The organism is Blautia segnis (assembly GCF_014287535.1).
In the GTDB taxonomy this organism is placed as follows: Bacteria; Bacillota; Clostridia; order Lachnospirales; family Lachnospiraceae; genus Blautia_A; species Blautia_A acetigignens.
In genome coordinates this window covers 13,845-38,507 of the sequence record NZ_JACOOT010000025.1, presented here as the reverse complement: position 1 = coordinate 38,507, position 24,663 = coordinate 13,845, and the positions used below count along the sequence as shown (strand labels likewise).

General features: G+C 47.3%; 17 protein-coding genes and 1 pseudogene. 13 read left to right on the top strand and 5 right to left on the bottom strand.

What is annotated here, in order from left to right; translation table 11 throughout:
- Nucleotides 1-39: 39 nt before the first annotated feature.
- The 3 genes from H8S54_RS11075 to selA all read left to right on the top strand — a co-directional run bounded on the left by H8S54_RS11075 (nucleotide 40) and on the right by selA (nucleotide 5,011).
- Nucleotides 40-1,401 (top strand): MATE family efflux transporter, encoded by a 1,362-nt coding sequence (locus tag H8S54_RS11075; RefSeq protein WP_021926704.1) that lies wholly within the window; start codon nucleotides 40-42, stop codon nucleotides 1,399-1,401.
- Nucleotides 1,402-1,488: 87 nt separating this feature from the next.
- Nucleotides 1,489-3,339, top strand: a complete 1,851-nt coding sequence (locus H8S54_RS11070; RefSeq protein ID WP_021926705.1) for an ABC-F family ATP-binding cassette domain-containing protein — start codon at nucleotides 1,489-1,491, stop codon at nucleotides 3,337-3,339.
- The gene (gene selA, locus H8S54_RS11065; protein WP_173766285.1) at nucleotides 3,332-5,011 is read left to right on the top strand and encodes an L-seryl-tRNA(Sec) selenium transferase; all 1,680 of its coding nucleotides are present in this window, start codon (nucleotides 3,332-3,334) and stop codon (nucleotides 5,009-5,011) included. The genes H8S54_RS11070 and selA overlap by 8 nt, the downstream gene beginning before the upstream one ends.
- A gap of 245 nt (nucleotides 5,012-5,256) precedes the next feature.
- Here selA and H8S54_RS11060 read toward each other — a convergent pair whose 3' ends face one another.
- A complete protein-coding gene (locus H8S54_RS11060) occupies nucleotides 5,257-5,904 on the bottom strand; it encodes an L-rhamnose mutarotase (RefSeq protein ID WP_186901500.1) in 648 nt (215 codons plus the stop codon).
- A gap of 146 nt (nucleotides 5,905-6,050) precedes the next feature.
- Nucleotides 6,051-6,161, bottom strand: a pseudogene (locus H8S54_RS19010) (DUF6783 domain-containing protein); the annotation flags it as partial.
- On the opposite strand from H8S54_RS19010, the gene H8S54_RS19005 reads away from it, so the two are divergent.
- Nucleotides 6,120-6,260 carry a DUF6783 domain-containing protein gene (locus H8S54_RS19005; protein ID WP_317259470.1) on the top strand — a complete coding sequence of 47 codons (141 nt, stop codon included), beginning with the start codon at nucleotides 6,120-6,122 and terminating at the stop codon, nucleotides 6,258-6,260. The pseudogene H8S54_RS19010 and the gene H8S54_RS19005 sit on opposite strands and share 42 nt — an antisense overlap.
- A 49-nt stretch (nucleotides 6,261-6,309) precedes the next feature.
- Complete coding sequence (locus tag H8S54_RS11055) at nucleotides 6,310-7,656, top strand: MATE family efflux transporter (RefSeq protein WP_021926709.1); 1,347 nt, start codon at nucleotides 6,310-6,312, stop codon at nucleotides 7,654-7,656.
- 96 nt (nucleotides 7,657-7,752) lie between these two features.
- Here the strand turns inward: H8S54_RS11055 and H8S54_RS11050 are convergent, their stop codons facing one another.
- Entirely contained in the window at nucleotides 7,753-10,188 is a 2,436-nt protein-coding gene (locus H8S54_RS11050) for a GH36-type glycosyl hydrolase domain-containing protein (protein WP_117853877.1), read from the bottom strand.
- A 496-nt stretch (nucleotides 10,189-10,684) separates the two neighbouring features.
- On the opposite strand from H8S54_RS11050, the gene H8S54_RS11045 reads away from it, so the two are divergent.
- The 6 genes from H8S54_RS11045 (at nucleotide 10,685) to H8S54_RS11020 (ending at nucleotide 17,851) form a co-directional block, all read left to right on the top strand.
- Complete coding sequence (locus H8S54_RS11045) at nucleotides 10,685-11,713, top strand: LacI family DNA-binding transcriptional regulator (RefSeq protein WP_173766281.1); 1,029 nt, start codon at nucleotides 10,685-10,687, stop codon at nucleotides 11,711-11,713.
- Between the two features lie 43 nt (nucleotides 11,714-11,756).
- A complete protein-coding gene (locus H8S54_RS11040) occupies nucleotides 11,757-13,106 on the top strand; it encodes a hypothetical protein (RefSeq protein ID WP_186901499.1) in 1,350 nt (449 codons plus the stop codon).
- A gap of 226 nt (nucleotides 13,107-13,332) precedes the next feature.
- Nucleotides 13,333-14,313: a carbohydrate ABC transporter permease gene (locus H8S54_RS11035; protein WP_117853873.1), complete on the top strand. Its 981-nt coding sequence runs from the start codon at nucleotides 13,333-13,335 to the stop codon at nucleotides 14,311-14,313.
- The gene (locus H8S54_RS11030; protein ID WP_186901498.1) at nucleotides 14,310-15,176 is read left to right on the top strand and encodes a carbohydrate ABC transporter permease; all 867 of its coding nucleotides are present in this window, start codon (nucleotides 14,310-14,312) and stop codon (nucleotides 15,174-15,176) included. Before H8S54_RS11035 ends, H8S54_RS11030 begins: the two co-directional genes overlap by 4 nt.
- A 254-nt stretch (nucleotides 15,177-15,430) precedes the next feature.
- Nucleotides 15,431-16,069 (top strand): trimeric intracellular cation channel family protein, encoded by a 639-nt coding sequence (locus tag H8S54_RS11025; RefSeq protein WP_021925844.1) that lies wholly within the window; start codon nucleotides 15,431-15,433, stop codon nucleotides 16,067-16,069.
- Nucleotides 16,070-16,096: 27 nt separating this feature from the next.
- On the top strand, nucleotides 16,097-17,851 hold the full coding sequence (locus tag H8S54_RS11020) for an ABC-F family ATP-binding cassette domain-containing protein (protein ID WP_186901497.1): 1,755 nt from the start codon (nucleotides 16,097-16,099) through the stop codon (nucleotides 17,849-17,851).
- 80 nt (nucleotides 17,852-17,931) lie between these two features.
- On the opposite strand, the gene H8S54_RS11015 is transcribed toward H8S54_RS11020, so the two are convergent.
- Nucleotides 17,932-19,662, bottom strand: a complete 1,731-nt coding sequence (locus H8S54_RS11015) for an ammonium transporter (RefSeq protein ID WP_186901496.1) — start codon at nucleotides 19,660-19,662, stop codon at nucleotides 17,932-17,934.
- Between the two features lie 432 nt (nucleotides 19,663-20,094).
- Nucleotides 20,095-22,194 (bottom strand): glutamine synthetase III family protein, encoded by a 2,100-nt coding sequence (locus H8S54_RS11010; protein ID WP_186901495.1) that lies wholly within the window; start codon nucleotides 22,192-22,194, stop codon nucleotides 20,095-20,097.
- Nucleotides 22,195-22,670: 476 nt separating this feature from the next.
- On the opposite strand from H8S54_RS11010, the gene purF reads away from it, so the two are divergent.
- Together purF and H8S54_RS11000 are read left to right on the top strand one after the other, a co-directional pair.
- The gene (gene purF, locus H8S54_RS11005; protein WP_117853863.1) at nucleotides 22,671-24,095 is read left to right on the top strand and encodes an amidophosphoribosyltransferase; all 1,425 of its coding nucleotides are present in this window, start codon (nucleotides 22,671-22,673) and stop codon (nucleotides 24,093-24,095) included.
- A gap of 225 nt (nucleotides 24,096-24,320) precedes the next feature.
- On the top strand, nucleotides 24,321-24,548 hold the full coding sequence (locus H8S54_RS11000) for an HPr family phosphocarrier protein (RefSeq protein ID WP_186901519.1): 228 nt from the start codon (nucleotides 24,321-24,323) through the stop codon (nucleotides 24,546-24,548).
- Nucleotides 24,549-24,663: the final 115 nt, after the last annotated feature.

Below are 24,663 nucleotides of genomic sequence, written 5' to 3'. Positions count from 1 at the left end.
TATTATGTTAGGATAGAAAGGATTGATGGAGGGGAGAAAATGAATAATTCACAAAACAAGAACCTGCTGACAGAAGGGTCCATCTGGAAAAAACTGATGGGCTTCGCATTCCCGCTTTTTCTGGGAAACCTGTTTCAGCAGCTGTACAATACTGCAGATTCTTTGATCGTAGGAAATTTTCTGGGAAGTGATGCGCTGGCAGCAGTCAGCTCATCCGGCAGCCTTACCTTTTTGCTGGTAGGATTTTTCCAGGGAATGGCAATGGGAGCCGGCGTTATTATAGCCAGGTATTTTGGCGCAAGACAGCAAAAGGAGCTGCAAAAAGCCATCCACACTACGGTAGCCTTTGGTATTTTATGCGGAATCCTTCTGACCATATCCGGTGTTGTGCTGGCGCCGAAGATCCTGGTCCTGATGAAAACCCCGGCAGATATTTTGCCCAAATCTACCCTGTATTTCCAGGTATATGCCATGGGTTCACTGGGACTGGTTCTTTACAATAACTTTGTAGGCATTATGCAGGCGGTAGGAGACAGCCGCCATCCGCTGTATTACCTGATTTTTTCATCCCTGCTCAATGTGACCCTGGACATGGTTTTCGTTGGAGCAATGGGAATGGGCGTGGAAGGGGCTGCACTTGCAACCATCATTGCCCAGTTTGCAAGCGCACTTTTGTGCCTGTATCGTCTCATGAAGAAGAGCCCGGAGGAATATACGGTTTCTCTTAGAAAAATAAATCTGGATCCCTATATGGTGAAGCAGATCGTGTCCAACGGTCTTCCGGCTGGCGTGCAGAACTCTGTAATTGCCATTGCCAACGTTGTGGTCCAGTCCAATATCAACAGCTTCGGCAAGCTGGCAGTGGCAGGCTGCGGAGCTTATTCCAAGGTGGAGGGCTTCGGATTCCTGCCGATCACCTGTTTTTCCATGGCACTGACTACTTTTATCAGCCAGAACCTTGGAGCCAAGAAATACGACCGCGCGAAAAAGGGCGCGCGCATTGGAATCCTGTGCAGCATTTCCATGGCAGAAGTGGTTGGAATTATTGTGTATTTTGCAAGTCCGGTTCTGATTGCTGCCTTTAACAATGATCCGGGAGTGGTGGAATATGGCGTGAGAGAGGCACATGTCATTACTTTATTTTACTTTTTGCTTGCCTTTTCCCACTGTATTGCAGGCCTGATGCGAGGGGCAGGCAGGGCTACTGTGCCTATGTTTGTCATGCTTGCCTGCTGGTGTGTGATCCGTGTGACTTACATTACTGTAGCGGTAAAAATACATCCGGTGATCCAGACCGTGTTCTGGGCTTATCCGCTGACCTGGACCTTAAGCTCCATTCTGTTTCTGATCTTCTATCTGAAATCAGACTGGATCCACGGATTTGAGAAAAAAAGAGGATAAGAACAGCAATCGCGGAGTCAGCACTGGAAAGTGTTGCAGGACTTTTGAGCTGGCAGCAGGTTATAGCAGAAGGAGTAATTAGATCAGATGAACGTACTGAATATAGAACATGTAAGCAAAATTTTCGGAGATAAAAAAATATTTGATGATATTTCTTATGGAATCCATGATGGTGATAAGATTGGTATTATCGGAATCAATGGAACAGGAAAAAGTACTTTGCTTAAGATCATTGCAGGGGAAGAAGAGACCGATGAGGGACAGGTAATTACGCAGAACGGGCTTCGGATCACCTATCTGCCCCAGATGCCGGATTTTCCAAAGGGAGCCATTGTGCAGGATTATGTGGCGGACGGTAAATGGCAGAAGGACTGGAGTACCCAAAGTGAGGCAAGGAATATTCTGAACAAGCTTGGCATCACTGAGCATGACGCCCTGGTGGAGCAGCTTTCCGGCGGCCAGAAGAAAAAGGTTGCCCTTGCCCGCACCCTTGTGAATCCTTCCGATGTGCTGATCCTGGACGAGCCTACCAACCATCTGGACAATGAGATGGTGACCTGGCTGGAGGATTACCTCAACCGGTTTAAGGGCGTTGTGATCATGGTTACTCATGACCGTTATTTTCTTGATAAGGTAACCAACAAGATCCTGGAGATCAGCCATGGGAAAATTTATTCCTATGATGCCAACTATTCCGGGTTCCTGGAACTGAAGGCGCAGAGGGAAGAAATGGAGCTGGCGTCCGAGCGGAAGAGACAGAGTGTTCTTCGCATGGAGCTGGAGTGGGCCAAGCGTGGCTGCCGCGCCAGAAGCACCAAGCAGCGTGCCCGCCTGGAGCGTCTGGAAGCGTTAAAAAACGGCAAGGCACCTACCCAGGATCTGGATGTGCAGATGGATTCCGTGGAGACCCGCATGGGAAAGAAAACTGTGGAGCTTCACCATGTTTCCAAACATTATGGGGATAAGGTGATCCTGGATGATTTTGATTATATTGTGCTGAGAAACCAGCGACTTGGCATTATCGGGCCCAACGGCTGCGGCAAATCTACCCTGATCCGCATCATTGACGGAATGGTGCAGCCAGACAGCGGTGAGGTGGAGCTTGGGGAAACCATTAAGATCGGTTATTTTGCCCAGGAAGTGCCGGATATGGATGGGAACCAGAGGGTGATCGACTATATCCGTGATGTGGCGGAATTTATTCCTACAAGAGACGGACGGATCAGTGCGTCTATGATGCTGGAGAGGTTTTTGTTTGATTCTGCTATGCAGTACACGCCGGTTGCCAAGCTTTCCGGCGGGGAGAAGAGACGTCTCTATCTTCTGAAAGTGCTGATGGAGGCGCCTAACGTGCTTCTTCTGGATGAGCCAAGCAATGACCTTGATATTCCGACTCTGACCATTCTGGAGGATTATCTGTCCTCTTTTTCCGGAATTGTGATTACCGTGTCACATGATCGCTATTTCCTGGATGATGTGGTGGACCGTATTTTTGCATTTGAGGGAAATGGAAAGCTGACTCAGTATGAGGGCGGCTACACCGATTATGTGGAGGCGAAAGCTCGGAGATTTGGCGGAGATGGCAGCTCTGCCGGGGCAGCTGATAAGTCTGGTTCCGGGGCGGATGGCAACGGTGAGGAACCGAAGAAAGCCACCAAAAAGGACTGGAAGCAGGGACAGAACCGCCAGGAGAAGCTGAAATTCTCTTATAAGGAAGAGCGGGAGTACGCGACCATTGATGATGATATCGCGAAATTGGAAGAGAAAATTGCCAAGCTGGAAAACGACATGATGGCAAACGCCACTAATTCCGTGAAGCTTCGGGAAATCATGGCGGACAAGGAAGCCGCAGAGCAGCAGCTGGAAGAGAAGATGGACCGCTGGGTTTATCTCAATGACTTGGCGGAGAAGATTGAGGCACAGAAAAATAATGGGTGACCGTGATCAGGCATCGGAGGTTCCGGAAGGCCAGAAGAGCAGAGAAGTTCCGGAAGGCTTTAGGAAAAACAGAAATGAACTGCTTCGGAAAATCCCGAAAATTGACAGGCTCATGGAGATGGAATCAGTAAAGGCGCAGTGTGAGCTGTATGGATACCAGATTGTGCTGGAAGCTGCGAGAAAAGCCCAGGAGCAGCTGCGGGAAGTGCTGCGGACGGGCAGCTGCATCGGATCGGAAGAAAGCTGCCTGGAAACTGGCAGACAAGAAAGTCCTGCTGATGTTCCGAAGAGGAATGCAGACGAATCAGAATGTTTATATGATGAAAAAAATAAGGAACAAAATATTCAGAGTTCCAGTACGTTTGAGCAGTATCTTCTTGTAAAAATGCAGGAGATTTTATCTCGGCAGGATCAGCGGCGGATGCAGCGGGTGATCAATGCAACGGGCGTGATCCTGCATACCAATCTTGGACGTGCACCTCTGGGAGAAAAGCTGGTGTTTGAGCTTGTGCCCCTTATGACCGGATACACCAACCTGGAAATGAACCTGGAAGATGGAAAGCGGGGCAGCAGGTACGACCATTTTTCCGAAAATCTGTGCAGGCTCACAGGAGCAGAAGCATGCCTTGCAGTCAATAATAATGCGGCAGCTGTCCTTGTAATGCTGACAGCGCTGGCATCTGGTGGGGAGACCGTTGTGTCCAGAGGAGAGCTTGTGGAAATCGGCGGCAAATTCCGGATCCCGGACGTATGCAGCCAGAGCGGAACCACCCTTGTGGAAGTGGGAACCACCAACCGCACTTATCTGGAAGATTACCAGAATGCGGTGACAGAAAATACCGCCGCGTTCCTCAAGGTTCACACCAGCAACTATCAGATCACAGGCTTCACCCATGAACCAACCGTGGAAGAGCTTGCAAAGGCAGCTCACAGCCACGAAATCCCCCTTCTGGTGGATCTTGGAAGCGGCTGTCTTGTGGATCTGGCATCCTATGGCCTTGGCACTGAAAAACAGGTTCAGGAGCTTCTGGCAAAAGGAGCAGACCTTGTATCCTTCAGCGGCGACAAGCTGCTTGGCGGCCCACAGGCAGGGATTCTGGCAGGCCGCAGGGATCTGATCGAAAAGATTGCGAAGCATCCCCTTATGCGCGCCCTTCGCATTGATAAATTTACAGCGGCTTCCCTGGACAGAACTATAAGTCTGTATCTGAAAGAGGATATCCGTCAGGAAATCCCAGTGTACGAGATGATGAGCCGAAGCGCTGCACAGTTGAAAACTATGGTACAGGAACTGGTCACGGAAATTGCCAGCTTTTCTGGTGAGCATATATCTGAAACTAATTCGTGGTTGAACTCCTGGGAAAAGCCACTGCCTGGTCAGCCGCAAAAACGAGGGTTCAATCAAGACGCGAACAGCAGATTCCTATTCGAAATTGTTCCCACAACCAACGTCACAGGCGGCGGCACCACGCCGGGGAAAACTCTGCCTGGATTTGCCCTGGGAATAAAACCCCGTGACAGCAGCATATGCGCCGAAGAAATCAGCCATCGCCTAAGAACCCTTTCCACCCCAGTAATCGGTCACATCCAGGATGACTGCGTCTATCTGGAAATGCGAACCCTCCTGCCTGGAGATTTGGAAATTTTGAAAAAAGAATTAAAAGATCTGTAGAGAAATAATGAAATATATTTTGCGGCAGAGGAGAATAAAGTCATGGATATGAAAAAAAGAAGAGATCTGCAGCTGGCTTACATTGCGGATGAAACAATTATGGAGGAGCAGCGCAGGTGCAGGAAAATCCTGCAAAAACTTCTTTGCAAATTATAACTGTACGATCATAGATGTGGCAAAAGTAAAAATAGGTGACAACTCAAGATTGGAAAAAGCAAGGCGTGACCGAAGTCACGCCAGATTTTTTAGTTATGCCAAGCCAGTCTCACGCTTGCAGAGTGGATTTCTCCAGTGAGCCAGTCGCAGTCGTTGGTGATCCAGTCCATAATGCCCAGCTGGCGGGTTTCCCAGGCAACGGTAGCTTCGTGAGCTTCCGGGGTCTCTTCGGTTTCCATGGTGGTGTCGATCTCGTCGTAGCCAAAAATATAGCCGCCTGCGTTCCAGATGCTGAAGTTGCTGTCCGGGCCGGGATCAATCTTGCCTTCTCTTGCGGCGACCAGACCGTCATGTCTTGCCTTGTATTCTTCCTCGCAGCCAGGTTTCAGTTTGGTCATGAACATTCTGTGGCGGATCAGCTCTTTGTTTTCGCGGACAACGCCGAAGTTGTGGTACATCAGGCGCATGTTTTCTCCGGGAGTGGAGATCCAGGTGAAGGTGTCTTCAATTTTTGCGGTAAGTGCCTGGATCTGGTTTTTTTTCTCTTCCGAAAATTCGTGATTTTCGTCGGTTTCGTAATATCCGAAAATCAGGGAATCACAGTTCCAGATACTGAAGTTATGTACCTTCTCCTGATCCAGAAATGCGGTAAGCTCCGGCCAGATCTCGCCAAGTTTTCTGCGGTAGTCGTTCTTTTTACCTTCTTTTAATTCCATTGCAAAGCTATGTCTTTCCATAAGAAAAATCCCTCCAATTTCATATTTTGTAACATAACTGCCGAATCTCTTTACAGTTACGCGTTTTGCACTGAAATACGCTGTAACTACAATAGCACAATTTTCGACAATAATCCACCCCCTATATTGACATCTGCCGAAGACTTCTATACAATAAGAGAATTAGAGCGTGTTTGAAAAATCATTCCCGCAATCTGCACGCCCCACTTTGCGGTATATTTTGCTCGAATTCGGTTGCCGTAGCCCGCTACGGCGCCCTCATCCGAACAAAATCTCCCACAAATTGTGGCGTACATCTTGCAGAAAGCCTTTTTCAAACACGCTCTGGCCTTTTGGCAAACCAGTTTTTGATTTGAAAGGAGAGAGTAATTTTTGGAAAAAGAAAAAAATATCCAGGAAAACAAAATGGGCGTGATGCCTGTGGCAAAGCTTCTGCTTACCATGTCCGTGCCTATGATGATTTCCATGCTGGTCCAGGCGCTTTATAACATTGTGGACAGTATGTTTGTTGCGAAACTCAGCGAAAATGCACTGACAGCAGTTTCCCTTGCTTTCCCGGTACAGAACCTGATGATCGCGGTGGGAACCGGTACAGGTGTAGGTATCAATGCCCTGGTTTCCCGTGCCCTTGGGGAAAAGAAAAATGAATATGCCAACAGCGCGGTAAACAACGGTATTTACCTTGCTATTTTCAGCTTCATCGGATTTGCCATTGTGTGCGGATTTTTCGCTCCGGCATTTTTCAGCGTGCAGACCGATGATCCCCAGATCCTGGCATACGGCGTGGATTATGTGCGGGTGATCGGAATCATGTCTTTCGGTCTGTTTATCCAGCTGTGTGCGGAGAAGCTTCTGCAGTCCACGGGAAAAACCATATATTCTATGGCAACCCAGCTGATTGGTGCTGTGATCAATATCATTTTAGACCCGATTATGATCTTTGGTCTCTTTGGATTCCCGAGAATGGAAGTAACCGGTGCGGCGCTTGCTACTGTAACCGGACAGATCATTGCAGCTGTGATCGGTGTGATCATGAACATCAAGCTGAACAAGGAACTGCATATTTCCCTTGTGAAATATAAACTGAACGGGGAAGTGATCCGTCACATTTACAGCGTTGGATTCCCGTCTATCATCATGGCTTCCGTTGGTTCGGTTATGACCTTTGGAATGAACAAGATCCTGATGGGATTTACTTCCACAGCAACTGCGGTATTCGGCGTATACTTCAAGCTGCAGAGCTTTATCTTTATGCCGGTATTCGGACTGAACAACGGTCTGGTGCCCATTGCAGCATACAATTACGGTGCGAGAAAGCCTGAACGTATTACCAAGGCCATCAAGCTGAGCATCACTTATGGTGTGTGCATTATGCTGGCTGGATTTGTGGTATTCCAGCTTTTCCCGGGAGCGCTTCTGGGAATCTTCAGTGCATCGGATGACATGCTGGCAATTGGAATCCCGGCACTTCGGATCATCAGCATAAGCTTTTTGATCGCAGGATTTTCTGTGGTGGCATCTTCTGTATTCCAGGCACTGGGACATGGATTCCTCAGCCTTGCCGTGTCTGTGCTCAGACAGCTGATCGTACTGCTTCCTGCAGCCTTTATCCTTGCAAAAGTGGGAGGACTTGGAGCCTGCTGGTGGGCATTCCCTATCGCGGAGGTATTCTCCGGGGCGGTTTGCTTTATTTTCATCCGCTATACATTTAAGAAAGAGATTCATCCTCTTTATGAGAATGCAGGGAAATAATTGGAATTGTGACAAAATACAAGAAAGCCTCCAGAGCGATTTTACTCTGGAGGCTTTCCTGGTATTCTGGTATATGTGTCGTATATAAATAAATCACTATGCCATATGCACCGTCACATGATATTCTTTTTTACCATCCTCAACAGGAACCACATTTCCTTTCACCTGTTTTCCATCTACTTCCAGATAAGCAACGCCTTTTACCACATTGTTCGGGTTCTTCACATCGAAGTAGTAAGTGGCACCGCGGAAGCGGCGGGTGAGGGTGAAGTCACCGAATCCTTCCGGAATGCACGGATCAATGGAAAGTCCGTCATAGGTCGGCTGCACGCCCAGGATCGCCTGGGAAAGGTTGACAAAGGTCCAGGCAGCCGTTCCGGTAAGCCAGCTGTTTTTCGCCTCACCGTGGCGGGCCGCATCCCGTCCGGCGATCATCTGGGAATAAACGTAAGGCTCAGTACGGTGGATCTCACTGATGTTTTCAATATAGGATGGACAGGTCTTTTTGTAAATTTCAAAAGCACGGTTTCCTCTGCCGATCACAGTTTCCGCAATGGAGATCCATGGATTGTTGTGACAGAAGATACCTGCGTTTTCCTTGTATCCCGGCGGGTAGGAGGAAATCTCCCCAAGGTTCAGGTAATATCTGGTATAAGCAGGCTGGTGAAGCATAATGCCGTACTTGGTATCCAGACGCTCTTTCACAGAATCCAGTGCTTTCTTGGCAAGGCCTTCCTTCACGCCGATTCCGGCAATAATGCAGAAGCCCTGAGGCTCAATGAAAATCTGTCCCTCTTCGCATTCATGGGAGCCAACCTTCTGGGAGGCAGCATCATAAGCACGAAGGAACCATTCTCCGTCCCAGCCAGCGTCCAGAACGGCCTGGTACATTTCATCCACAGCCTTCTGCGCGATTTCTGCCTCTTTTTCCTTCCCAACACGTCTGCAGATTTCCGCAAACTCATTTCCATATTTCACGTACATACCTGCAATAAACACAGACTCTGCAACTGGTCCCTCGGAAGGCCCGGTAGTCTGGAAAGACTCTCCAGGCTCATTGGAGAAGCAGTTCAAGTTCAGGCAGTCGTTCCAGTCTGCCCGTCCGATCAGCGGAAGCTTGTGCGGTCCAAGATGGGTGCGGCTGTACTCGAAGGAACGGCGCAGATGCTCAAACAGGGTTGCTGCTTTTTCCATATGACAGTCAAAGGCAACCATCTCGTCTAAGATCGCGTAGTCTCCAGTCTCCTTTAAGTAAGCTGCCACCGCTGCGATCAGCCACAGCGGGTCATCGTTAAATCCGCTTCCAATATCCAGGTTGCCCTGCTTGGTAAGAGGCTGGTACTGATGGTAAGCGCTTCCGTCCTCAAACTGGGTGGCAGCGATGTCCAGGATTCTTTCCCTTGCGCGCTCCGGGATCAGATGGACGAAGCCAAGAAGATCCTGGCAGGAATCACGGAATCCCATGCCGCGTCCGGTTCCGGATTCGTAGTAGGAAGCGGAGCGGGACATGTTAAAGGTAACCATACACTGGTACTGGTTCCAGATATTTGCCATACGGTTTACATGAGGATCCTGGCTCTCTACGTGATAGCGGGAGAGAAGCTCATCCCAGTATGCATTCAGCTGGGCAAAGGCGGCATCCACCTGCTGGGAAGCGGCGAATTTCTCCATAATCTTCTTAGCCGGATCCTTCTTGATCACATTTGGTGCTTCCCATTTGTCATCTTTGGGATTCTCGCAGTAGCCAAGAAGGAACACAAATTCTTTCTCCTCGCCCGGTGCCAGGGTAACGTTGATCTGCTGGCTGGCAATTGGGTACCATCCGCTGGCAACGGAGTTGCGGCTCTTTCCTTCCTCCACAGCAATCGGATTATTGTTTCCGCGGCCAAGTCCCAGGAAATCATCACGGCTGGTATCAAAGCCATCCACCGGGGCATTTACTGTGAAAAAGCTGTAGTGGTTGCGGCGCTCTCTGTACTCGGTCTTATGGTAAATGGTGCTGCCGATGATCTCCACCTCACCAGTGCTTAAGTTTCGCTGGTAGTTGGTCATATCATCCACTGCATTCCACAGACAGAACTCCACATAGGAAAAAAGGGAAATCTCTTTCGCAGCATCAGAGTTGTTTTTCAAAGTCAGCTTGTTGATCTCGCATGGAGTGTCAACTGGAACAAAAGCCAGAAGGTCCGCTGCCAGCCCGTTCTTTTCCCCGTGGAAGCGGCTGTAGCCAAGACCGTGGCGGCACTCATAGGCATCCAGAGACGTGCGGGTAGGCATTGCCCCCGGGTTCCAGATGGAATCGCCGTCCTTAATGTAGTAATATTTTCCGTTGGAATCTACCGGAATGTTGTTGTAGCGGTAGCGGGTAATGCGCAGCAGCTTGGCATCCTTGTAGAAGCTGTAGCCGCCGCAGGTATTGGAAATCAGGGAAAAGAAATCCTGGGAGCCCAGGTAATTGATCCAGGGCAGCGGGGTATCCGGTGTGGTGATCACATATTCTTTATTCGCATCATCGAAATGTCCGAAATTCATGGAAAATCCTCCTTAAAAGTTCTATTCTTATTTATTCGACCGTATCGTATTTTATCGGTTGTAGAGTGCTGACTGAAATTGTGAGATAATTAACATACGAAAACGAATAAGTTCTGGCAAAAAGAAGTAATAGTAAAGAATAATGGTCTACATTTGCCCTAAGTATAATAGATAGACTGACGAAAAGCAACTGAAAAATTACAGTAAAAATTAAATCTATTATATATGACAAATCAGAGATTTAAAGCACGAAAATTTTCGCGAAAATTTTTCGGAAACTTTCATGGCTGCAGATAAAATTGTAAAAAATACAAGAGATGAAATTGTGCAATAGGTAGAATGCAGTTAAAACGCACAAAAAATGAGAAAAAGCACTTGATTTTTTGTGCATAAGGGGATACTATAAAGCCACGAAAACGATTTAGAGATGACAGGAAAGAAAAAGGGTTGCTGTGAATGCGAGAAGCAGTAACAGACCAGAGAGTGAGGCAGGCTTATGGTTTCCATGAAAGAAATCGCGAAGAAGTGCAATGTCTCAGTCGCCACTGTCAGTAAAGCATTAAATGGTTACTCCGACATCGGAGAAGAAACAAGAAACTACATATTGAAAACGGCTTCGGAGATGGGGTACCTCCCCAACTCATCGGCAAGAGCCCTGAAGACGAAGCGGACCTTTAACCTGGGAGTCCTGTTTGTGGACGAAGCCAGAAGCGGACTCACCCATGACTATTTCAACCATGTTCTGGAGAGCTTCAAGAGTACTGCGGAGGCAAAAGGCTATGACATCACGTTTACCAGCGGAAATGTTTCCGGCAGAAGGATGACTTACTTAGAGCACTGCAGATACCGCAGCGTGGACGGCGTGGTGATGGCATGCGTGGATTTTACCGCAGATGAGGTTCAGGAGCTTCTGCTTTCAGACATTCCGGCTGTGACCATTGATCATATCTGTGATGGAAGGATTTCGGTAGTATCCAACAACATCCAGGGAATGGAAGATCTTGTTACTTATATATATAAGAAGGGACACCGCAAGATCGCTTACATCCATGGAGATGACACATCGGTTACCAAGAACCGGCTTGGAAGCTTTTACAGGACGTTGCAGAGACTGGGAATCGAAGAACCGGATGAATATGTAAAGCCATCTTTTTACAGAGATGCGGACCTGGCAGGAGAGAGAACTGGCGAATTACTGGATCTGAAGGATCCGCCCACCTGTATTCTCTATCCTGATGATTATGCAGCATTAGGAGGGATAAACGAGATACGGGAGAGAGGGCTTCGGATACCGGAGGACATTTCGGTAGCCGGCTATGACGGAATCAATATTGCCCAGGTTCTTGAGCCAAGGCTTACCACCCTTTGCCAGGACACTGCAGCAATCGGCAGGATTGCAGCAGAACGGCTGATTGAGCTGATCGAGCACCCCAAGACCACCGTAATTGAGAAGTACACAGTAGACGGAACGCTTTTCAAAGGAGCATCTGTAAAAACAGTGTATCCGCCCAGGGGATTCAAGTAGCAATCAAAAAAGGAAAAGATATCATATTAAAGGAGGAAGTAACATGAAGAAAAAAATGGTGAGCGTATTATTAACAGCTTCTATGCTGGCAGGAATGACAATGTTTGCAGTTCCGGTTATGGCAGAAGATGCAGCGCCGGAGAACGAAGTTACCGGAGACGCTTCCGCAGATGATTCCTTTGTTGTATGGGGCTGGAATGACGATATCAAGAAGATTCTTGACGGACCATTTAAAGAAGCCTATCCAGATGATTACGAAAGAATCGTATTCGTAAACACAGGCGGATCTGATTACTATCAGGGCAAGCTGGATCCTGTACTGGATGATCCTTCCAATGAATTATATCCGGATATGATGGGCCTGGAAGTTGACTACGTTCAGAAATATGTAAACAGTGACTGGGTTCAGAATGTAGCAGACCTTGGCATTACCGCTGACGATTATGCAAACAGCTATCAGTACAACCTGGATCTTGGCTCTGATATGGACGGCAATGTAAGAGCACTGTTCTGGCAGGCAACTCCTGGATGCTATGCGATCCGTGCAGATCTGGCTGAGAAATATCTTGGAACAACCGATCCTGCAGAGCTTGCTGAGAAGTTCAAAGACCTGGATACCATCGTTGAGACCGCAAGAGAAGTAAACGAGGCTTCCGGCGGCAAGTGCAAACTGTTTTCCGGTTATGATGAGATCAAACGAAGCCTGACCGGTTCCAGAACCCAGGGCTTCTATGATGAGAACGATAAGATCACAATTGATGACAATATTAAGACCTACATGGAAACAGCCAAGACTCTTTATGACGAAGACCTTACCTTCAATACCGATCAGTGGAGCGCTGACTGGAGTGCAAATATGAGCGGTGACGGCGAAGAATCCAATGCAGCAGTTGCTTATATGGGATGCCCGTGGTTCGTATACTGGAGTCTGACCGATTCATGGAAAGACAACACCATCCTTGTTCCTACCCAGACAAAATGCTACTGGGGCGGCACAGGCCTTGCAGCTACAACAGATTGTGCAGATACCGAGCTTGCAGCGAAGATTATGAAATTCTTTACCTGCGATGAGGACGGCATGGTTGCAATCAACACTCTGAACTCTGACTATGTAAACAATACAGAAGCAGTCAGCAAGATCATCGACGCTGGCACATCCGCAGACGGCAATGGATATCTGTATCCGGATGCTGGACAGAACTTCATGGAGTTCTTCCTTCCATTAGCAGATGGACTTGACGCTTCCATGGTAACAGCAGAAGATCAGCAGATTCTTTCCCTTATGGATACCCAGACCAAGGCTTACGCAACAGGAGAGAAAGACCTTGACACTGCAATCGCAGATTTGACCGCTTCTATCCACGATACATTCTCTTACCTGAGCGCAGAATAAATCAAACGTAAGGGCTTGTAAAAGTAAAAAATAAGTAGTAGTGAGTGTGCTGCTTCTTCCCAAAAAGAAGGAGCAGCACATTCTTCTATCTGTATGAGTTGCCGGTGGCTGCTTTGGTTTCAGAAGCAGAATGACTGCCAGTGACAGGGAAGCCAAAAAGTGGGTTCCCCTTAGTGTCAGGCGTTCTGCCCTGCCAGGGCGCATCAGGTTCAGACAGGAGGCTGTTATGAATAAGAAAAAGAAGAAAAAAATCAGTTATGGAAGGTATGGCTACTTTTTTATCGCACCGTTTTTTATTACCTATCTGGTTTTCCAGTTATGGCCGCTGATCAATACATTTTATTACAGCACGCTGACGTATTACAAGCGGAATGGACGTGAGTTCGTGGACTTTGCGGGAATCAAGAATTTTCTCAATATCCTTGGCATGACAGCTGGTGAGAGAGGGTACGTGCTCAGTTATCTGAAAAATACCCTGATCATGTGGGGCTTTAACTTTGTTCCACAGATCCTGGTTTCCCTTCTTCTGGCTGTGTGGCTTACCGATGAGAAGGTGAAGGTAAAGGGAACGGGAGCCATGAAGGTCATTGTGTATCTTCCAAGCGTTATCACCGCAGCATCTGTTTCCGTACTGTTTAAATCCCTGTTTTCCCAGTATGGACCCATTACCCAGACCTTGAAAGACTGGGGAATCCTCAGCAGCAATTTCGATTTCATGTCCAGTGTGGCTGGAAGCCGCGGGCTGATTTCCGGCATTTTGTGGTGGATGTGGTTTGGAAATACCACATTGCTTTTGATTTCTGGTGTTCTTGGCATTGACCCGGGACTTTTCGAGGCGGCAGATATTGACGGGGCAACAGGATGGAAAAAGTTCCGCTACATTACCCTGCCTCTTTTGAAGCCGATCATGCTGTATACTCTGGTGACTTCCGCGATTGGCGGTCTGCAGATGTATGATATTCCGGCGCTGTTCAATGTTCCGGAGACCGGACTTGTGGGTCTGCCGGATGACAAGACCACTACTATGGCCATGTATATTATGCGTCTGTATAACAGCGATGTTGGAAAGGCAGCAGCCGTTTCCGTTGTACTGTTTGTGATCACGTTGATCGTCAGCCTGATTCTGTTTGCCACTATGGGAGACAGTGAAGACAGGCGGATGAAGAGAGAGCAGCGGCAGCGCAGAAAGGCAGGTGGAAGATTATGAGTAAAGTAAAGGACAGCTACAGCAAAAGTCTGCTGCATCAGAGAATCTTTCGTATGGTGATCTGCATTTTCTTCTGTCTGATCGCACTTTTGCCCTTTGTACTTCTGGTGATGAATGCTACAAGGGATTCGGAATCCATTAAGGCGGGTGTTTCCCTGATTCCGTCCACCCATCTGATCGAGAACTGGAAAAACCTGATGATCAAGCAGAATGGTATGCAGATTACCCTGCAGAAGGCGATTTTGAACTCTGCAACCATTACCATTCCGGGTACTTTCCTGGCGGTTTATTTTTCCGCGCTGACGGCGTATGGCATTCATGTTTATGATTTTAAGTTTAAGAAATTTGCATGGGCGTTTATTATGGCGGTTATGATGGTGCCAAGCCAGATTTCCATTATCGGTTTTTACCGGTTTATGCTGGATCTGAAGCTGATCGATACCTACATTCCGCTGATTATTCCCACCATTGCGGCGCCTACGGTTGTGTTCTTTATGAAGCAGTATATGGAGAGCACATTGTCCCTGGAAATGATCGAGGCGGCGAGAATTGACGGCTCCAAGGAGTGGCATACTTTTAACCGGATCATTCTGCCGATTATGAAGCCGGCGGTTGCTACACAGGCGATCTTCCAGTTTATTGCACAGTGGAACAACCTGTTTACACCGACCATCCTGTTAACTACAGATTCCAAGAAGACGCTTCCTATGTTCGTGCAGCTGTTAAGCTCTAACCAGTTCCGTACGGATTACGGTGTGGTTTATGTGGGACTTTTTGTTACCATTATCCCGCTGGTTGTGGTTTACCTGGTGCTTTCCAAGTATATTGTGGCTGGTGTGGCACTTGGAGGCGTGAAGGGATGATGGAAAAATTTACCGGGATTCGGGCAAGCTTTACAAGTGAAGAGAAGAAATGAAAGTTATGGCCGGGAGAGCGATCTTCCGGTCATTTTTTAACAAGAAAATTTAGCCAATCTGAAATTTGTTGTGGTTTCGTGAATTTTCCAGGTGGCAAATGGGGAGTTTTATGGTACAATAGGGGACAGTGAGCCAGCGCATAGACGAAGAGGAAAAGAGGGAAGAAAGCGCTGGTAAAAAAATGGAAGAGGTATTATTTTATGGGGTATCAGGAAACAATTACATTTATTCTGGAAATGATCGGCACTGTTGCCTTTGCCGCGTCAGGGGCGTTGGTGGGATCAGAGCAGAAGATGGACATTTTCGGGGTGACGGTGCTGGGAGTGATTACCGCTGTTGGCGGAGGAATGATCCGTGACGTAACCCTTGGAATCATCCCGCCAGGTGTGTTCCAGAAGCCGGTCTATGCGGCTGTGGCAGTGCTCACATCTGTGCTGGTGTTTTTCCTTCTTTATTTCAAGAGGGAGCTGCTGGAGGGGAATGTAACCTATGACAAGGTGATGCTGGTGATGGACTCTGTGGGACTTGGTATTTTTACCGTAGTGGGCGTCAACACCGGAATCCGTCAGGGCTTTGCAGACAACACCTTCCTTCTGGTGTTTGTGGGAACCATCACCGGCGTAGGCGGCGGCCTGCTCCGCGACATGATGGCAGAAGTCCCGCCCTACATTTTCGTGAAGCATATTTATGCCTGCGCCTCCATCGTGGGAGCCATCGTGTGCGTCTACACCTACCGCCTTTTCGGCGTAGTCGCCTCCCTGATCTTTGGCTCCGCCGCCGTAATCCTCATGCGCTACCTGGCCGCCCACTACAGATGGAATTTACCGAAGCTGAAATAACTGTCAACTGAACAAAAAGGAGTTTTTATGATACGAGCAGAGAATTTATCCTACTCTTTTCCGCATAAAGAGTTATATAACAAGATATCCTTCACCCTGGAGGATGATGTGCATTGTGCGTTTATTGGGACCAACGGGACTGGGAAAAGTACGCTGGTGAATATGATCCTTCACCCGGAAGATTACTTATATGATGGCAAGCTGATCATCGATGTTCCGGGGCGGATCGGGTATGTGAGCCAGTTCTACGCCATAGACGAAGAAAAAGAAGTAACCGTATTCGACTACCTCAGTGAAGAGTTTGTCCGCCTGCAAAATAAGATCAACCAGATCTGTGAGGACATGGGCACTACAGACCGCTTAGAAGAGCTAATGGAAGAGTATCAGACCACCCTGGATGAATTTAACGCCATCGACGGCGATTTCTATGAAAGCAACATCCGCAAGCAGCTGAAGGTTGCCGGGCTTGCAGGCTATGAGGACCAGCTTCTCTCCAGTCTTTCCGGCGGTGAATTCAAGCTGGTGCAGGCCATCCGCGAAATGATGATCAGCCCTAAATTCATCATCATGGACGAACCCGACGTGTTCCTGGATTTCCAGCACCTGAACGCCCTTCGGAACCTGATCAATTCCCACAAGGGCACCCTCCTTGTGATCACTCACAACCGCTACCTGCTCAACCACTGCTTCAACAAGATCCTCCATCTGGAAAACACGGAGATCCAGGAATTTGACGGCAATTACGTGGATTACAATTTTGCCCTTCTCCAGATGAAGATCGAGCAGCAGGAACTTGCCGCCTCCGACTTAGAAGAAATCGAGCGAAACCGCAGGATCGTGGAACGCCTCAGAAACAGCGCCACAGCCATTGACAGCGCCACCCGCGGAAGAAGCCTTCACGCCAGGGTTTCCCTTCTGGAGCGTTTGGAAGCGCGCAAAACCAAGTCCCCCTTTGTGGACATCAAACAGCCGGACATCCAGCTTCACACCGAAGGTCCGCTGGAAGACCAGACCGTGCTGCATGCAGAAGACTACAGCGTAGCCTTTGACCGCCAGATTATGGAGCATGTATCCTTCTCCATTCAGGCAGGAGAGAAGGTAGCTATTGTAGGCCCCAACGGCACCGGAAAAACCACCCTTCTTCGTGATATCATCCGCGGGGAAAATCCTGCCATCCATTTAGGCGAGAATGTAAAAACAGCCTATCTTTCCCAGATGCACGGCGAAGTTTTCGATGAGAAAGCCACCGTCCTAAAGAACTTCGAGGATGCAGGCTTTGACACTGACGCCCAGGTCATCGGCTACCTGAAAACCTACGGCTTTGAGGAAGAACTGATCTACAGCCCGGTAGGAAACCTGTCCGGCGGCGAGAAAAATCTCCTCCAGCTTGCGAAGATTTCCAGAACAGATGCCAACCTTCTCCTTCTGGATGAGCCAACCAGCCATCTGGACACCTATTCCCAGCTTGCCCTTGAGGATGCCATAGAGAAATACAATGGAACCGTCCTCATGGTTTCCCACGATTTCTACACCGTAGCCAACTGCATGGATTACGTTCTTCTCACAGAAGACAAAGGCCTTCGCAAGGTTAGCATGCGCAAATTCCGCAAGATGATCTATGCCGACCACTTCGACAAGGATTACCTGGAATACGAGCAGAAGAAAAAAGACCTGGAAAACCGCATTGCCTTTGCCCTCCAGGCCGGCAAGTACGAGGATGCCAAGAAGCTTTGCGATAATCTGGAGCAGCTTCTTTTGGACAACGGTGGAAAAAATAAATAAAGCAGGCTTTTGTCAAACGCAATAAGTCAATAAAAAAGAACCTTCGGATTTTGATTTCCGAAAGTTCTTTTTTTGATGGCTCAGGCTTCTGCGTCAGTATCCTGCAGTGCCAGGTATCCTTCCTCGCCGGTTCTGATCTTGACAACGTTTTCAATGTCATAGACGAAGACTTTTCCATCACCGATCTGACCGGTATGAAGAACTCTCTTGGCTGTCTCGATGACTTTCTGTACCGGAACAAGGCTGACTACGATTTCAATCTTAACCTTTGGAAGAAGGTTCATATCCATCTCAACGCCACGGTAGAAAGCAGGAGCACCTTTCTGTACGCCGCATCCGAGAACGTTTGTGATGGTAATACCGGTAACACCGATTTCATTCATGGCCTGCATAAACTCCTCAAGCTTGTTCTGACGGGTAATGATCACAACCTTTGTCAGTTTGTGAACACCGTCCTTTGGAAGCTCCGGAACGAACTCAGCAGGAGCAGAAGGTCTGGCAACCGTAGTAAATTCTCTGGAAGTTCCCATAGGAGTCGGAACGGAACCAACTGCATCCCGGATTGCGAATCCATCGTAAGCACTTGCAAGACCATGCTCTTTTACATCAAGACCCTGAATCTCTTCTTCAGCAGATACACGAAGTCCCATAGTATGCTTGATTACCTGGAAAATAATGGTCATAGTTACTGCAACCCATGCGATTGTGATCAGCATGCCTGCAAGCTGTACGCCAAAGCCGTGGAAACCGCCGCCAACCAAAAGACCTTTCCATTCTGTACCGGCTCCGTCTGAGAAAAGACCAACTGCAAGTGTACCAAAAGCACCGTTTAAACCATGAACGCCAACTGCACCAACAGGATCATCAACCTTGAGAACCTTGTCAATAAATTCAATACCAAATACAACAACGAAACCAGCTGCAATACCGATGATTGCTGCAGATGTAGGAGATACGGTGTCGCAGCCTGCGGTGATTGCAACAAGACCTGCAAGAGAACCGTTCAGGGACATGGAAACATCTGGCTTTTTGTAGCGGATCCATGTGATTAGCATAACGGTTACAGTGGCAACTGCAGCAGCAAGGTTCGTAGTTACAAAGATTTTACCTGCACTGACAATTGCATCTCCCTCCATGGAAACTGTGGAGGCACCGTTAAAGCCGAACCAGCAGAACCAGAGGATAAATACGCCAAGTGCACCAACTGTCAGGTTATGGCCCGGAATAGCTTTTGATTTTCCATCCTTTGAATATTTACCGATACGAGGTCCAAGGATAACTGCACCGATAAATGCGGCAACACCGCCTACCATATGAACTGCACAGGAACCGGCGAAATCGTGGAAGCCCATCTGGCTGATGAAGCCGCCGCCCCAGATCCAGTGACCGGAGATCGGGTAAACCACAAGGCTGATCATAAGACTGTATACACAGTAAGAAGAGAATTTTGTACGCTCAGCCATGGCACCGGAAACGATAGTAGCAGAGGTTGCACAGAAGACAGTCTGGAAAATCAAAAATGCCCAGAACGGAACACCGTCAGGAAGCATTGTGCTTCCGTAATTTGCCTCGGTGGCAATTCCGCCGATTCTTCCGAAGAAGCCGTTTCCTGCTCCAAACATAATACCGAAACCAACCAGCCAGAATGCCGGAGTACCGATACAGAAGTCCATCAGGTTTTTCATGATAATGTTACCTGCGTTTTTTGCTCTGGTGAAACCGGTTTCCACCATTGCGAAGCCTGCCTGCATGAAGAAGACAAGCGCGGCGCCAACAAGCACCCAGATTGTGTTTACTGCTGAATAATCCATAATAATTTCCTCCCTCATCTTGTACCTGCACCGGATAAGCAGGAGCAGATACATATTTAATATCAAAAAGGCGCAAAAGAGAAAACATTTGTTTTACTTTCGCGCCTTTACGATCCTTTTATATTTTTTTGTATGTATGTAAAACAGGGGATATCTGTATCGTGTGATTAATGGATGAGGAAATCGATAATGAATTATGAAGTAGAGTTTCATAATAGATATCCCCTGGTTCTACCCTAGAAAGTCCCGGATAGCAGCTGTGAATGAGCCATGCTTGCATGAGCGAGTTCACAGATATTAGACGGGCAAGAAGGTATGAGTAAGAAGGGCGATAGCCCGGATTACGAATACCTTCGACAGCTGTGGGAGCGCTGTAAGCGCGGAACAGCTGACTTTCGTTCATGAAGATGTCGCTGTAAAGCGACATTTCCATTAGATATAGAATAACAGTTTTCCATAAGTAGGATATGGAAGCAGATCATCCGGAATAAGAGTCTCAGCCTCATCGGCAGACCTTCTAAGCTCCTCCATATCCTCAAGAACCTCAGTCTGATACAGCTTGGCATTCTCGAGCACATCCTCAGCAGCTTTTGCCCTGGCAGTATCTGCTTTCAGTTTTTCAAGTCCCTTTGTCATAGCATCGGAAAGCTGGGACAGCTTGGTAATAAGAGTTGTCTCGCTTTTGCAGGAAATACCAGGAACAACAGAAGCCTTCAGGCTTGCTGTGCTTGCAATTTCCTCCACATAAGACAGAACAGACGGAAGGAGATCCTTCTGCACCATCTCAACCATTGTGTTGGACTCAATGTTGATGGTCTTGGAATAGTTCTCAAGCCAGATATCATAACGGGAATGAATCTCCTCGCTTGTGAAAATGCTGTGCTTGGTAAACAGTTCGATGTTTTTATCGGCAATCCACATAGGCATAGCATCCGGAGTTGATTTCAGGTTGTAAAGGCCACGTTTTGCTGCCTCTTCAATCCACTCATCTGTATAGCCGTTGCCGTTGAAGATGACACGTTTATGCTTTTTGATGGCTCTCTTGATCAGCTCATGAACTGCATGCTCCATATCCTCCGGAGCTACATCTGCAAGCTCCTTTGCAAACTGATCCAGTGCCTCTGCAACTGCAGTATTTAATACGATATTCGGGTTTGCAACAGAAGCTGCGGAACCCAGCATACGGAATTCGAATTTGTTTCCGGTAAATGCAAATGGTGAAGTACGGTTACGGTCTGTGTTGTCTTTTACGAAATGAGGCAGAACCGTTGCACCGATATCCATCTGAACAGCACCGTGGGAAGTAAAGTAGGTATCGTTTTCAATGGATTTGAGAACCTCTGTCAGCTCATCTCCAAGGAAAATAGATACAACTGCAGGCGGAGCCTCGTTTGCTCCAAGTCTGTGGTCGTTTCCTGCGCTTGCAACGGAAATACGAAGCAGATCCGCATATTCATCAACCGCTTTGATAACCGCCATCAGGAAAACAAGGAACTGGATATTCTCTGCAGGAGTTTTTCCCGGATCCAGAAGGTTTACGCCGTCATCTGTGATCATGGACCAGTTGTTGTGCTTACCGCTTCCGTTGATTCCCTCAAATGGCTTCTCATGAAGGAGGCAAACAAGATCATGCTTGTCAGCAACCTTTTTCATAACCTCCATGGTTAGCTGATTGTGGTCAACTGCAACATTTGTGGTATCGAATACAGGAGCAAGCTCATGCTGTGCAGGAGCAACCTCGTTGTGTTTTGTTTTTGCCGGAATACCAAGCTTCCACAGCTCAACATCAAGATCATGCATATAAGCTGCAACCTTCGGCTTCAGGGTTCCGAAGTAATGATCCTCCATTTCCTGTCCTTTCGGAGCCGGAGCACCAAGTAAGGTACGTCCGCAGAACACCAGGTCTTTTCTTTCTTTATAAAGCTCCTTTGGAACCAGGAAGTATTCCTGCTCAGGTCCTACAGTTGTGGAAACATGCTTGATTCCTTTATTTCCGAGGATGTGAAGCATATTCACAGCTGCTTTATTTAAGGTATCCATAGAGCGAAGGAGAGGAGTCTTTTTGTCAAGTGCCTCACCGCTGTAAGAGCAGAACGCTGTTGGAATGTAAAGAGTTCCATCCTTAATAAATGCCGGGGAAGTAGGATCCCATGCTGTATAGCCTCTTGCCTCGAAGGTAGCACGAAGACCACCGGACGGGAAGCTGGAAGCATCCGGCTCACCCTTTACAAGCTCTTTACCGGAGAAATCCATGATGACCAGTCCATCACCTGTTGGGGAAATGAAGCTGTCATGTTTCTCAGCAGTCACGTTTGTCATAGGCTGGAACCAATGTGTATAATGAGTAGCACCGTTTTCGATGGCCCATTCTTTCATGGCAACTGCTACAGAGTTTGCAACATCAAGCTCTAAGTGAGTACCATTTTCAATGGTTTTTTTCAGTGCCTTGTACATGTCCTTTGGTAATTTACTGCGCATGATCCTGTCGTTGAAAACAAGACTTCCATAAATTTCGGGAATATTCTGTGTCATAACAGATACGCTCCTTTCACTCTTCATTTTCTTTCTTCATAAGGAAATGTCTGCTGATGCAGACATTATTATAAAAGTGAATTGCTCCGCGCCCTGGCGCTCTCGCAATTCCCACCCGCATTCGCATTCCGACCTGCCGGTCTGCATGCTCATGTGGGTTAGCCCGTCCAATGTCTATGCCGAAATCCAAGCCAGCTTGCATTTCGGCATAGCCGCTGTCCGGGACTTTTATAACAAAAAAGGCGCCTTAGATTTACATTTCTGTAAAATCCAAAGCGCCTTTGCTTTATGTCATGTAGTATACTCAAAAAAACGGACTTGTCAATATATTTTTTGAAAAAAATTCCAAAATATTTTTGCAAAAGCCTGAAAAAAATTCTTGATAAAAATGAAAAAAGCGCACTTGACAAATGAGCTTCTTTAATTATAATTTTTTTTGTTTCTATAACATAAATCAGCACCAAGGAGGAAGACAAATGGCAGAAATTAAAGAAGAATGCGGCGTCTTTGGAATCTACGATCTGGATGGAAATGATGTGACAGCATCTATTTATTATGGTCTTACATCTTTGCAGCATCGTGGACAGGAGGCCTGCGGACTTGCAGTATCCGATACCAAAGGTCCTATTGGAAATGTAAAATTTCACAAGGATCTGGGTCTGGTCAGTGAAGTACTTCGCGAGGAAACTCTTCATAAAATGAGTGGGGACATTGGAATCGGACATGTGCGCTATTCTACAACCGGAGCGTCTGTTGCTGAAAATGCCCAGCCTCTTGTTTTGTCTTATGTAAAAGGCAGTCTGGCACTTGCGCATAATGGCAATCTTGTGAACACCAAGGCTCTGAAATGGGAACTGATTCAGAGCGGAGCAGTTTTTCATACAACAACAGATTCAGAGGTCATCGCATTCCATGTTGCAAGGGAACGTGTGCATACCAGCTGCGTAGAGGATGCTGTACTAAATACAGCCAAAAAGCTTCAGGGTGCATACGGTCTGGTGATCATGAGTCCCCGCAAGCTGATCGGCGTCCGTGACCCCTATGGCCTGAAACCTCTTTGCCTTGGAAAAAGAGATAATGCTTATGTCCTGGCATCTGAAAGCTGTGCCCTGACTTCCGTTGGTGCTGAGTTTATCCGCGACATTTTGCCGGGGGAAATGATTACCATCAGCCATGAGGGGATCAAGTCTGATCTGACACTGGCCAATTTGGTGAAAACCCGCGCCCACTGCGTATTTGAATATATCTATTTTGCAAGACTGGATAGTACTCTTGATAAGGTCAGCGTTTATGATGCCCGTATCCGAGGAGGAAAATCCCTTGCCAAATCTTACCCTGTAGAGGCAGATCTTGTCACCGGAGTACCGGAATCCGGAATTCCTGCCGCAAAGGGATTTTCAGAGGAATCCGGAATACCTTTCGGATTTGCATTCTATAAGAATTCCTATATTGGAAGAACCTTTATCAAGCCTACCCAAAAAGAAAGAGAATCCAGCGTTCATCTGAAGCTAAGTGTTCTGGAAGCAGCAGTAAAAGGCAAACGAATTGTCCTTGTAGATGATTCTATTGTCCGGGGAACCACCATTGCCAACCTGATCCGTATGCTTAAAGAGGCAGGCGCCCTTGAAGTTCATGTAAGAATCAGTTCTCCGCCATTTTTGCACCCCTGCTATTTCGGAACAGATGTGCCAAGCAATGACCAGCTGATTGCGGCACAACACTCCACAGAGGAAATCTGCAAAATGATCGGCGCAGACTCTCTTGGCTATATGGAAATAGAGTATCTGGAGGGCATGGCAGGAGGACTTCCTATTTGCAAGGCATGCTTTGATGGCAATTATCCCATGGAAATTCCCAATGAGAATAATTTACAAAATGATTTTGAAATTCATAAAATTTAAGATGAAAAATAGCTTTTGCAGTATTGGCTATAGAATGAGTACAACAATGAAATAGTGCATAATAGCCAAAAAACTGCACATAAAATTGTGAAATATAAATAAAATATCTCCGAGATGTGGAAAAAACAATGCACGAGAAAGAACTTGACAAAAATCGAAAATAGGTGCATAATCTGGCTCAATCAAGGAAAAAACATTCCTGTAAAACAGAAAGGGTGAATAATGATGTGTCAGAAGCAAATTAAGCTGAATGCGACGGAAGAGGTTCGGGAGTTCGTCAAGGCAGCAGGGAAATGCGATTTTGACATAGATGTATTCTATAACAGAATTATCATTGATGCAAAATCCATTCTGGGAGTTCTGAGTATGGACCTGACACGGGTGCTTACTGTGCAGTGCCACGGAGAGAGCAAGGAATTTAACCGTATATTACAGAAGTTTGCAGTTGCCTGAGCCTGTTTTCTTGGCTTTACAGCAGCCGTCAGACCGGCACCTGTTTGGTGCCCCACTAAAATTGCAAAAAACAGATATTGCCGAATTGACTTGAAATACGAGACAGCATGGAATC

What these genes read in the sequence shown, in the direction of transcription:
- H8S54_RS11040 (WP_186901499.1), top strand. Translation starts at nt 11,757, where the DNA reads ATGAAGAAAAAAATGGTGAGCGTATTATTAACAGCTTCTATGCTGGCA.
- H8S54_RS11075 (WP_021926704.1), top strand. Translation starts at nt 40, where the DNA reads ATGAATAATTCACAAAACAAGAACCTGCTGACAGAAGGGTCCATCTGG.
- H8S54_RS11010 (WP_186901495.1), bottom strand. Translation starts at nt 22,194, where the DNA reads ATGACACAGAATATTCCCGAAATTTATGGAAGTCTTGTTTTCAACGAC.
- H8S54_RS11060 (WP_186901500.1), bottom strand. Translation starts at nt 5,904, where the DNA reads ATGGAAAGACATAGCTTTGCAATGGAATTAAAAGAAGGTAAAAAGAAC.
- H8S54_RS11050 (WP_117853877.1), bottom strand. Translation starts at nt 10,188, where the DNA reads ATGAATTTCGGACATTTCGATGATGCGAATAAAGAATATGTGATCACC.
- H8S54_RS11020 (WP_186901497.1), top strand. Translation starts at nt 16,097, where the DNA reads ATGATACGAGCAGAGAATTTATCCTACTCTTTTCCGCATAAAGAGTTA.
- purF (WP_117853863.1), top strand. Translation starts at nt 22,671, where the DNA reads ATGGCAGAAATTAAAGAAGAATGCGGCGTCTTTGGAATCTACGATCTG.
- H8S54_RS11030 (WP_186901498.1), top strand. Translation starts at nt 14,310, where the DNA reads ATGAGTAAAGTAAAGGACAGCTACAGCAAAAGTCTGCTGCATCAGAGA.
- H8S54_RS11025 (WP_021925844.1), top strand. Translation starts at nt 15,431, where the DNA reads ATGGGGTATCAGGAAACAATTACATTTATTCTGGAAATGATCGGCACT.
- H8S54_RS11015 (WP_186901496.1), bottom strand. Translation starts at nt 19,662, where the DNA reads ATGGATTATTCAGCAGTAAACACAATCTGGGTGCTTGTTGGCGCCGCG.
- H8S54_RS11035 (WP_117853873.1), top strand. Translation starts at nt 13,333, where the DNA reads ATGAATAAGAAAAAGAAGAAAAAAATCAGTTATGGAAGGTATGGCTAC.
- H8S54_RS11070 (WP_021926705.1), top strand. Translation starts at nt 1,489, where the DNA reads ATGAACGTACTGAATATAGAACATGTAAGCAAAATTTTCGGAGATAAA.
- H8S54_RS11000 (WP_186901519.1), top strand. Translation starts at nt 24,321, where the DNA reads ATGTGTCAGAAGCAAATTAAGCTGAATGCGACGGAAGAGGTTCGGGAG.
- H8S54_RS11055 (WP_021926709.1), top strand. Translation starts at nt 6,310, where the DNA reads ATGGGCGTGATGCCTGTGGCAAAGCTTCTGCTTACCATGTCCGTGCCT.
- H8S54_RS11045 (WP_173766281.1), top strand. Translation starts at nt 10,685, where the DNA reads ATGGTTTCCATGAAAGAAATCGCGAAGAAGTGCAATGTCTCAGTCGCC.
- selA (WP_173766285.1), top strand. Translation starts at nt 3,332, where the DNA reads ATGGGTGACCGTGATCAGGCATCGGAGGTTCCGGAAGGCCAGAAGAGC.